Source organism: Reyranella sp. (assembly GCF_050185545.1).
GTDB lineage: Bacteria > Pseudomonadota > Alphaproteobacteria > Reyranellales > Reyranellaceae > Reyranella.
Window position 1 is genome coordinate 39954 of record NZ_JBFWZI010000017.1, and the last position, 10367, is coordinate 50320.

General features: G+C 62.4%; 6 protein-coding genes. 3 read left to right on the top strand and 3 right to left on the bottom strand.

Going from position 1 to position 10367, the window contains the following annotated elements; translation table 11 throughout:
• Positions 1-19: 19 nt before the first annotated feature.
• A complete protein-coding gene (locus tag AB7O82_RS07115; protein ID WP_428618977.1) occupies positions 20-1975 on the bottom strand; it encodes a RiPP maturation radical SAM C-methyltransferase in 1956 nt (651 codons plus the stop codon).
• Positions 1976-1987: 12 nt separating this feature from the next.
• On the bottom strand, positions 1988-3895 hold the full coding sequence (locus AB7O82_RS07120; RefSeq protein ID WP_428618980.1) for a S8 family serine peptidase: 1908 nt from the start codon (positions 3893-3895) through the stop codon (positions 1988-1990).
• Positions 3896-4486: 591 nt separating this feature from the next.
• Between AB7O82_RS07120 and AB7O82_RS07125 the strand changes: the two genes are divergently transcribed.
• Both AB7O82_RS07125 and AB7O82_RS07130 read left to right on the top strand, forming a co-directional pair.
• A complete protein-coding gene (locus AB7O82_RS07125) occupies positions 4487-5815 on the top strand; it encodes an ABC transporter substrate-binding protein (RefSeq protein ID WP_428618983.1) in 1329 nt (442 codons plus the stop codon).
• Positions 5816-6108: 293 nt separating this feature from the next.
• A complete protein-coding gene (locus AB7O82_RS07130) occupies positions 6109-6840 on the top strand; it encodes an SDR family NAD(P)-dependent oxidoreductase (RefSeq protein ID WP_428618986.1) in 732 nt (243 codons plus the stop codon).
• A gap of 557 nt (positions 6841-7397) precedes the next feature.
• Here AB7O82_RS07130 and AB7O82_RS07135 read toward each other — a convergent pair.
• A complete protein-coding gene (locus AB7O82_RS07135; RefSeq protein WP_428618988.1) occupies positions 7398-9446 on the bottom strand; it encodes a hypothetical protein in 2049 nt (682 codons plus the stop codon).
• Positions 9447-9491: 45 nt separating this feature from the next.
• On the opposite strand from AB7O82_RS07135, the gene AB7O82_RS07140 reads away from it, so the two are divergent.
• Positions 9492-9995, top strand: a complete 504-nt coding sequence (locus AB7O82_RS07140; protein ID WP_428618989.1) for a hypothetical protein — start codon at positions 9492-9494, stop codon at positions 9993-9995.
• Positions 9996-10367: the final 372 nt, after the last annotated feature.

Genomic DNA, 10367 nt, shown 5'->3' on the forward strand with positions numbered 1-10367 from the left:
CGCGGCGATCCTGGGCGCCCTAGGCATGGAGCGGCTCACCCGTCATCGGCGGGAACATGGTCGCGAAAGTCGGCGCCGCGCTGCGTGTGCTGGGCATGCGCCGGCTCGCTGCCTCGAGCTCAGGGCGCAATCCGGCCGGCATCAGGGCGAGGCCCAGATAGTTGTCGTTGCCATCGGTCAGCGCCATGTCGAGGTCGACCAGCTCGTCCAGGAAGGCACGGACATCCTCGGCGGCAAAGCGCTGCATGGGAAAGGCCTTCGCCAGTGCGTCCATGACCTGCGCAACGGACGATACTTCGTCGATCCGCATCACGATGCAGCGCTCGAAGGCCGACAGCTTCAGCGCCGTGGTCCGTGGCCGTGCCCTCGTATCGGCGAGATGGAGCCCACCGTCGCGATGAGGAAGCGCGCGCAGGCTGCCGTCGTCGGCACGATCGCGCAATTCTTCGGCCAGGCGCGCCGCGGCATGTGCCTTTGGGCTCGCGCGCGCCGATGCCTCGTAACTGAAGTGGAAATAGTAGGCGATGCGTTCGTGTCGCAGCCCCTCGATCGGATAGAGAATGCGGTAGACTGGCATCGGCCGCACATCCTTGATTCCAAACTGTTCGGGCCGCTGGAAATAGGGACTGAAGCGGTCCAATCGGATCGGCCCGCACGCGCCGGGCAGTTGCAGGTGCCGGATGCGCGGCAGCACGTCCATGATCGCTTCGTAGTCGGCGTCCGTCTCGCCGGGAAAGCCGTACAGCAGGTTCCAGTCGACGGCAATCCGGTATTCACGGCACCACTTGAGCAACTGGATATTGCGCAATCCCGTGGTGCCCTTGCCCATCAGCTTCAGCACGTGATCGCTCAGGCTTTCGATGCCCGGCTGGATGCGCAGAACGTGGGCGCGCCGAAGCGCGGCGACGTGATGGCGCTTCATGTTGGCCTTCACTTCGTAGAAAACCGGTCCCGGAAGGTCCATTTTCTCGAGCGTCGGCAGGACGGTGTCGAAGTATTTCATGTCGAGGATGTTGTCGACGGCCTCCAAGGTAGGACAGGGCCACTTCCCGATCAGCTCGCCGAGCTCGTCGAGCACCCGGCCGGGCGACTTGCTGCGGTAGGCGATGGTGTGGCCGTTGAGGCCGCAGAAGGTGCAGTGCGACTTGGCGCCCCACCAGCATCCGCGCGAGGTCTCGAACAGCAAGACCGGCGCCACCTGCGCCGCCGCTTGGCTGCGCTCGCGGGCGTCAAAGTAGTCGCCGAAGTCGGGGATCGGCAGCTCGTCCATCGTCTTCACGGGCGCACCGCCGCCATTGGCGACGCTGCGGCCTCGATCACGCCAGACGAGACCGGGAATTGCCGCCAGCAGGCGCCGTTGCTCGCGCGGCTTTGCCTGCAAGGCCTGCACAAGCATCGGGAAGCCGATGTCGGCCTCGCCGGAAATGGCGAAGTCCACCGCGGGAAACGCGCGATGCAGCTCCTCGCCCATCGCTGCTTCCCAGTTCGCACCGCCGAACGCGATCCTCAGGTGCGGATGGCGCTCTTTCAGGCGTGCCGCGAGCGCCAGTGACGCAATGTTCTGCTCGAAGGTCGAGGTGAAGCCGGCCAGATCGACGCCAGCCCAGTCCCGCGCGTCGAGAACCCGGGAGAGAAACTCCTCGACCTTCGGCCGGAGGCCGAGCAGGTCGGCGATGTCCTGATCCGAGAGGCGCCAGTCGCGACGCAGGATCCGCTCGACGAAGAGAGCATCGCGCGCCGCATCGGGGCCATAGAGCGCCTCGGTGAACAGCCATTCGCCGATAAACGCTATGTGCGGCAGATCATGTGTGATCCGGCGGCATCGCTCCGCGCCAATCAGGTCGGCGAAGAGCATGTTGAGATAGCGGACCTCGCAAGCCACGCCCTGCGCGACCAGGCCCGCTTTCAGGAGGCTGATGCCCAGCGCGGGACGCTCCAGCGCGCCCCACGGCATGTTCACGAGCACGACTCGCACGGTCTGCTCTCCCTACTTCAACGGATCGACCTTTTTCCCGATCACCAGTTCTTCGAGCGCCTGGACGTCTTCCTGTGACAGGCCCCCTTCGGTGGCTGCGGCAGTGTCGGCCGCCATCTCCCCTCCTGGCGTGGCGATGATCGGCTCGATCGGCCGTACCGGCCGCACAGGCACGACGGGCCGAACCGGTGTGACCGGCCGCACCGGCGTTATCGGGGGTCTGATCGGCGCCACGGGGGGACGGATCGGTTCGACCGGCGTGACCGGTGTGATCGGAGGCCTGATGGGAGGCGTGATTGGCGGCCGGACCGGCGGCGTAATCGGAGGCGTGATTGGCGGCGTAATCGGGGGAGTGATCGGTGGCCGGATTGGCGGCGTGATTGGTGGTGTGATCGGCGGCGCTATCGGTGGCCGGATTGGGCCAAGGCAACGCACTTTGGCGACCAGGACAGCAGCGTTGGCGTCGACCAGGCCGGCACCGGTGGCGAGGTCCGTGCCCACCGCGGCCGCGGCACCGCTGGATGAGGTGTTGCAATTGCCCGTCGTCACATCGATGGCGGTGCGGATCATGATGTCGCGCACCGCGGCCGGATCGAGCGCCGGACAGGCCTGCTTGATCAGCGCGGCCGCGCCGGCAAGCTGGGGGGCAGCGGCCGATGTGCCGCTGATTGCCGCCCAACCGTCGTTGGCCGCCGTCTCGTCGCTGTTCGGGTGCGGGCCGCCTGCAGCCAAGCCGGTATCGATATCCGAGCTCGGCTGCAGGGGCAGCATGATGTAGGCCGCGCGTGGCTTCATGCCGACCAGGCCGCACAGGTCGGGCGCATTACGGCCGGGATAGATCGGGCTGGCAAAGCCGCTCGCGTAGTCGCTGGCACGCAGGCCGCCATTGGGGTCACGGAACACGCCGCCGGCGGATATCACGTCCGGATGCTGCCCCGGGAAGCCGAAATGTCCGTTGCCGGCGGAGAACACAACGACGATGCCGCGCGCAACGGCGTCGGCGATCGCCACAGCGAGGATCTGATCGGCGGCCGACAATGGTCCGGCGCGTACGTCCGAACCCCAGCTGCAGGTGATGATGTCCGGCGAGAGCCCGACGGCGGCGTTGAAGGCGCCGGTGGAGTTGGCGAAGTTGATCTTGACCGGCCACAACTCCGCGTCTGGCGCCACGGCGAAGATGTTTGCCGACTCGGCCGTGCCGTGGCCGTTCTCGTCGGCCGCCGGATCGGCAGCACCTGGCCCGAGCGTCACGGCCTGGACGCGATAGCCGCGCGCGGCGAAGAACGGGTGGGCAAAGTGACCCGAATCGACCATGGCCACCTTGACGCCGCGGCCCGTGATGCCGCCACGATGGGCCTTGTCGGCGTTGCAGCCCAGGGAGACGTCGGCAGGCACCTCGAGATGCCAGTAGGCCTTCTTCGGCGGCAGCGGCTGCGCGGCGAAGAAGTAGCGCGGAGTCTCGATCGCCACGCCCTCGATCAGGTTCTCGAAGGCCGTCCCGGTCGTGGGAATCAGGCCAAACCGCGGCGTATCGGCGACCGAAAAGAAGGTGGCGGTATCGGAAATGCCCTGGCTCTTGATCGTCGGCAGCTCGTGCGGAACCACCTTGGTCTTGAAGGCGCGTTCGTAAGTGGAAATCGGTGCGGCGATGTTGATCGTATAGTCCGATACCTGCAGCACCTGAAAGCCGGCATCCTGAAGGGCATATGCCGAGCGTGTGATGAGATCGGCGTCGGACATGAAGTTCGACACGATGTCGGCCCCCACGGGGCCTTCCATGTCGAACATGGACATACCGCCGATCGAATGCGGCGACACCTGCGCGAAGAGCAGCTTTGGAATGGTCGGCCGATCGGCCTGCGTGCCCGCTTTCCGCGGTGTCGTCTTGGCACGAGCGCGCGTTGAAGGTTTTCTCGCCATGCGAGCCTCCAAGTTTTGAGATCGATGTCACGGAAAGCGCCGGCCGACGAAACGCCCGAGAAGACGACGCGAGAAACGCGAGAGATCAAAATCCGTCAGCCAAATCGGCAACGCCCCCGCACTGTCAGGTTGCGGCCAATGCCCGACGAAGTCAATGGCGATTGAATCTACAAGCGTTATACAACCGTTATCAAAGCGTTAATTCTCACCGACAGGAGATAGATGTCATCCTGAGCGAAGCGAAGGATCTCATCGCCAGAAGTTTCAGAGCACACATGTGGCAACGGCGATTAGGTCCCTCGCTACGCTCAGGACGGCAGAGAAGAGGCATAGCCGATACCGGCATCGCGACCTTCATCATCCGGTGGCCCTGACACGGCAATTCTCCTAGACTGTCGAACCCTGGGAGCGGCCATCTTTGCGTTGGCCGGCGTAAATCCCGCTTTGTGCGTTCACGCTCGCGTTTTCCGTTCGCATACCGCTTAGGTGACATCCGGCTTCCCGGCGCAGAGTTGTCCGGCCCGATGTCGCCGCCTACGCGTGCCCATAAGTCTTTTCGACAAACCAACGTGCGTACCAGGGAGGAACCAAATGGCTCGTGTCTCGCGTCGCAAGTTTCTGAAATCCTCGGGTGCTGGCGCGCTCGCCGCCAAGGCGGGCGGCATGGCCGGCATTCTCGCCGCGGGCAAGGCGCCCGCTTATGCGCAGACGTCGACTCTGCACTGGTTGAAGTGGAACGACTTCGTCCCGGCCGGCGATCAGATCCTGCGCCAATCGATGCTCGCGGAAGCCGAGAAGGCGCTGGGCTTCAAGATCAACATGGAGACGATCGGTCTCAACGACCTGCAGCCGCGGGCGACTGCCGCGATCCAGGCACAGGGCGGGGCCGACATCATCATGATATTCGACAACAAGGCGCAGCTCTATGCCGACAGCTGCGCCGATGTGTCTGCCGTGTGCGAGGCGATCGGCTCGGCGCAGGGCGGCTACTACGACCTCGCCAAGGCCAACACGCACGACGGCTCGAAGTGGATCGCCGTGCCCTACTGCATCATCGGCGCCATGGTCGCCTACCGCAAATCGTGGTTCGACGAGGCCGGCGTCACCAAGTTCCCCGAGACCTGGGAGGAGTTTCGGCAAGCCGGCAAAAAGCTCAAGGCCAAGGGACGGCCTATCGGACAGGGCCTCGGCCACACGGTCGGCGACTCGCCGGCCTTCGCCTATCCCTACCTGTGGTCGTGGGGCGGGCGCGAGGTCGAGGCCGACGGCAAGACCGTCAACCTCAACACCAAGGAGACGATCGAATCGGTGAAATTCCTGACGGCGTTCTGGAAGGAGGCGCTCGACGAGGGCGGTCTCGCCTGGGACGATTCCAACAACAATCGCGCCTTCCTGTCGGGCACGATCAGCGCCACGCTGAACGGCGCGTCTATCTACATCGAAGCCTTGCGCAAGCCCGATCAGTACAAGACCGACAAGGGCGCGCAGATGAAGACCGACATCCTGCACGCGCCTCTGCCGAAAGGGCCCGCCGGCCAGTTCGGCGTGCACCCCTTCCAGTGCATGATGGTGATGCGCTACTCGAAGAACCAGAAGCAGGCGATGGAGTTCCTTAAGTGGTTCCACTCGGCCGACGTCTACGACAAGTGGTTCAAGGTGCAGAAGGGGTTTGCCACCGGTCCCACCAAGCTGTGGGAGAACAACAAGATGTGGCAGGAGGATCCGGTGATGGCCCCCTACCGCGTGGCGCCCCGCCTCGGCCGTGTGTACGGCTATGCCGGACCGGCGGGAAAGAAGGCCGCCGAGGTGCTCTCCAAGTACATCATCGTCGACATGTACGCCAAGGCCGTCCAGGGCATGCCCGCCGAGGACGCGGTGAAGTGGGCCGACGGCGAGGTACGCAAGGTCTACGGCAGCTGATCAACAGACCGGGCGTCGTGGCTGTCATAGCCGCCGCGTGCGTGTTTTTCATTCACCTCCCCAGCCCGCTGGGGAGGTGACCGCGCTATCGCGATTTGGTTCCAGCAGACGACGACCGAGTCGCAGCGGCCAGAGGCGAGGCGGTTGGTCTTCCGCGTCGGCCTGCACCTCGTACATCCGGCCAGGACCTCCGCCGCACGCCCGCAGGCCTGCTGTTGCCCAACATCGACAGATGTTGGACCAGGTTGTCCGATCTGCCAATCTTCCTTGTCCATAATCGGGGGGAAGCGAATATGGCGCGCTTCGACAACAAGGTAGTGCTCGTGAGTGGCGGGGCGCGCGGCCAGGGTGCCGCGGAGGCCCGCCTGCTGGTAGCGCAGGGGGCGAAGGTCGTAATCGGCGACGTGCTGGACAATCAGGGCCAAGCACTCGCTGTCGAGCTCGGGCCGGCTGCGTCCTTCGTTCGGCACGATGTGACCTCGGAAGCCGATTGGGCCCGCGCCGTCGAAGCCGCCCAGAAGCTCGGCGGCTTGCATGGCTTGGTCAACAACGCCGGAATCTACCAACCGGCCGCCTTGATGGAGACCGATAACACGCTCTGGCAGCGGCACATCCAGATCAATCAGTACGGCTGCTTCCTCGGCATGAAGGCAGTAGTGCCGGCGATGGAGCGCTCGGGCGGAGGGTCCATCGTGAATATCTCGTCAGTCGCAGGGCTCAGGGGCTCGCCCGGGTCCTTCGCCTATGCCGCGACCAAGTGGGCGCTGCGGGGCATGACCAAGTCGGCAGCGATCGACCTCGCCGGCCGCAAAATCCGGGTGAACTCGGTTCATCCCGGTCCAATCGACACCGATATGATCGCGTTTCGCACGCCCGAGCAGCGCGAGGCGCGGATGAAGCAGGTGCCGATGCACCGTCACGGGACGCCGGAGGAGGTTGCGCAGCTGGTGGCATTCCTGCTCTCCGATGAGAGCAGCTACATCACCGGGGCGGAGATCGCTATCGACGGCGCTTCATCGGCTTAGCCCTCTGGTGATGGACTGCCACGCGCAACTTCCGTGTTTGACTCTTTCTGGCTCCCGAAGTCCGAGGCGATGATTTCTACGGCGATTGCGTCAACGCGGAAACATCGTCAAATCACGGTCGAATGGGGAGGCGGCCAGCATGCCGGTGACTTCCGGCACCCACAGCGACAGGCTCGGGAAATAGAGGCAGAGAAGCAGGCCGATGACCTGCGGCAGACTTGGCCTTGCTTTTGTTGCGTTGACGCCGCGCTCAACGCGGCGGTGAGACGGACCTGTTCCAGTCGCAGCTGCTCACACGTCCAGCTCTGATGGGGCTCATTGGCGACGGGCGACGGCATGATGCTTTCCGGCGCCCGCGCACACGCTGAGAGGAAGCCAATCACGAAAGTCGCGCAAATACTCTTTGCGATTTTGCGGCCCTCCGGCTAGAAATCTTAAATACCTTGCCGGTCAGGGACGTTATTGACCTGCAAATCCAGTGGCCGCCGGGTTGCGCGTCAATCCAATTCGAAAGATGGACTACCCCTGAATGGTGCCGCACGCAGGGTCAAAGCCTCTCATTCGATGTCGAGACTGAATAACTGCTCGCAGCCGGTCTGGTGCAAGGCAGCTCCGGCCAGTTCGGATTTCTTCTGTGCCAACTCATCCGCTTCGTGGAAGAACACATCCCTCTGCCGCGCTACCACGGTGGCATCGATTTCGATGCCCTTGAATCTTCCTTCTCGCAGCAAGCTCATGTTGGAAGCTGTCGTACCCTGAAGCCACAACAGACTTATCCAATGGAAGAAGCGGCTTCCGTCCCAGTACTGCGCCCGCAATCCCTTCCCCTCGCTGCTCCAACGATAGTCCCCGAGATCATGGGGATCATTCCGCTTGCTGTGAACAACGATGTCGAGGACCGGTGTAAGCGCGCCGAACTCGAAAAGCGTGCCAATGATAATACCGTATTCTCCCTTTATTCGTTGCGCCAGCCCAGCCGCGACTTTCTCGATGAATCGGCGGGGCAAGCCGTGAAAGAGAAGATCGTGAATTGTATACTTGGCAGCCACCACGCGACCAGCACCAAGACGTTCGTCGCAGCCAATCAGTCGCCAGGGGATATCTATTCTCTGGAGGAAGTATTTCCAGAAGTCTTCAGGATTGAATGCAGTCGGACCCCCGGTCTGAAGCTCTTTGCGAACGACGGGCTCGACGAGGAAGGGAATAACACCGGCCGCCTGCAGCAAGGATATCGCAAAAGCTGCGCACCCTGATCCTGTACCTTTGTTTGGGCGATTCACAAGCGAGCCGAATGTGTTGTGTCCACCTCGCGCCACGAACTCGGCAAAGTACGCCAATGCATCCTTTGCATTTGCCACCGGTACTTTGAAGCGTGCGAAAACGACGTTCCCATCTCGCTGAACGTACTCGGGGCCGATGTTCCTGCCACCGCTTGGCTCGTAGTAGAGACCGTCGACGACACGGAGTTCCCTCTGTCGAAAGGCGAGTTCACTCGCTACCTCCATGGCCGATTCCAGACGCCCCGGTTGGGGTGTCAGCAGGACGCCACCGATACCCAGTTCCCGACTGATGGTCATGTTCCATAGCTCGGCATCCGAACGCTCGATCGTCGTCATTCCCGTAAGCAAGGTCGGATAGCCCGGAATCTCTATTTTCACCAAAAAATGGCCAATGGGATGGCTCGGGATGCGCCGCCTCTCGGCATCGTTGGTAAGGACCGGGCTAACGTAGTTCGAATAAGCCGATTGCACCAGATCGGCCGGCGTGCGGAAGTCCATGCCACGATCGACGCCGGTTTCCTGGGATGGTAGCCCAGCTAGTGGTGGGTTAACGTGATAGACTGTGATCTGTGCGTAGGGTATCCCGTGCTTGTCGGCAAGAGCAGGAACGACATCGTTCAAAGTGACATTGGTATAGTACGCTACGTCCTTGTCAATCGCAGGATCATGTCCGTGTCGTATTCGCTTGAGATCAACAATCGTCGTCGCGGAGGCCGGACTGGCGTGCGTGCGCAAGCCACTTATGGCGAACACGCCGTCACCCTCATGGACGACGTGTGCTCCGCTCGCGGTCAGGTCTTCGCCGGCAGACGCACCCCGTGGGGATTGCGCACGGCTAAGCAGCCCGGCAGTCTGCTCAGCCATCTCGTGGGCAAACGCCGCGGTTTCCATACCGACCACTGGGGGCGCATGATCGTGAAACAACCCCGGTGTCGTCATTATCCAGTTTGTGACCGTGTAGCCTGTCTTGATGTCGACGAGGACTGCCGCGATCAGACAGGCCGACGTCCCAGGAGAAGAAGGAGAAGAAGCGAAACCGCTTCCTTGTACGGGCGACGACTCGCAGGACACAATGCGCGTGCGCAGTTCTGCCTGTGCCGCAGACCTCTCTGACATTTGGAATCCGAGCCGTTCCAGCTCTGTTCTGAACTGCTGACCGATTCCGTTGCGAACGCTGAACGGGACAGCTCTGCCGGTATCATCCTCGATGCCTGCGGCATATAGCGACCGATAGTGCTGAGGAGACGGAGGTGGGCCTGCGTTGGCACATAGTGTCGATGCGATCAATAGCACGCACCCCAACATCATCCCAATTGCTGGTGGCATTGGCCTTCTCGTCCGATCAACTGTGCCCCTTGGGGCGACGCGCTAATGGATCAAATGACAAGAAAGCCGCGGATTGAACTTGATCTGCATCAACCGAAAGAAGCGGCGCCCACGCCAACCTCTGGCCGGGAGCGTGGCATGAAACCCTTTTGCATGTTTTTGATAGTCGCTTTGCTTGTCGTTCGCTTACCCGCGGCCACAGCCCAAATGGCGATGGACGGACCAACAGCGGTGCAAACCTTCTCGGGCCAGAGGTTCGCGAGTAAGACGCCGTCCGGGATGACCTTGGTCACATTGACCCTTCATACCGGCAAGATTCAGCAAGACGGTTCGATCGGGTTCACCGGTGAGCTTAAAGCAGAGGCAGTACTGGCCGGTGGTATCAATGACAAGGATGCGCTGAAGGCGGCTGTCTTCTATCCCAGAATGAACATCATGCGAATCGAAACGCGCACCGCCAGGGCCGATCTTGCCTGGAACGGCCAGGCGCTTGCCGGCCCCATCAGATACGGACCGACGAACTTCTTTTACACCCTGAGGAAACAGTAATTCCTCATCCGCCAGCAGAGGTCGCCTCGTCTCCCTTTTGCCCGGATTCGGGAGGCGGGTCGCCTTCGGTCTGAACGCGGTAGCAGTCGGGTGTCGCTTGCGCGTCCCAGTCGATCCTCTGGTATATGGCGAGGGCCGAATTGAGTAGGACCCCGAGGAGTTGCCTCTGACACAAAATCGCTTCGAGGCTCCCCTCGGTCCTGCGCCTGTCGCATTGAATTGGCAATATGTTGCATTATTAGATTTTTTCGTCACCCTCGAAGCTCCCTTTCTTGGCGGGTGGCACGGTTTGGCCATCGCGCACCAGTGGCCCTCCGAGGCGTCAGCCTGCTACAAGGTGGCAACATCACCTCGTCTGGGGAAACGTTCTCC

Coding starts and splice junctions, on each gene's coding strand:
- AB7O82_RS07120 (WP_428618980.1), bottom strand. CDS start 3,895: ATGGCGAGAAAACCTTCAACGCGCGCTCGTGCCAAGACGACACCGCGG.
- AB7O82_RS07130 (WP_428618986.1), top strand. CDS start 6,109: ATGGCGCGCTTCGACAACAAGGTAGTGCTCGTGAGTGGCGGGGCGCGC.
- AB7O82_RS07140 (WP_428618989.1), top strand. CDS start 9,492: ATGGATCAAATGACAAGAAAGCCGCGGATTGAACTTGATCTGCATCAA.
- AB7O82_RS07135 (WP_428618988.1), bottom strand. CDS start 9,446: ATGCCACCAGCAATTGGGATGATGTTGGGGTGCGTGCTATTGATCGCA.
- AB7O82_RS07125 (WP_428618983.1), top strand. CDS start 4,487: ATGGCTCGTGTCTCGCGTCGCAAGTTTCTGAAATCCTCGGGTGCTGGC.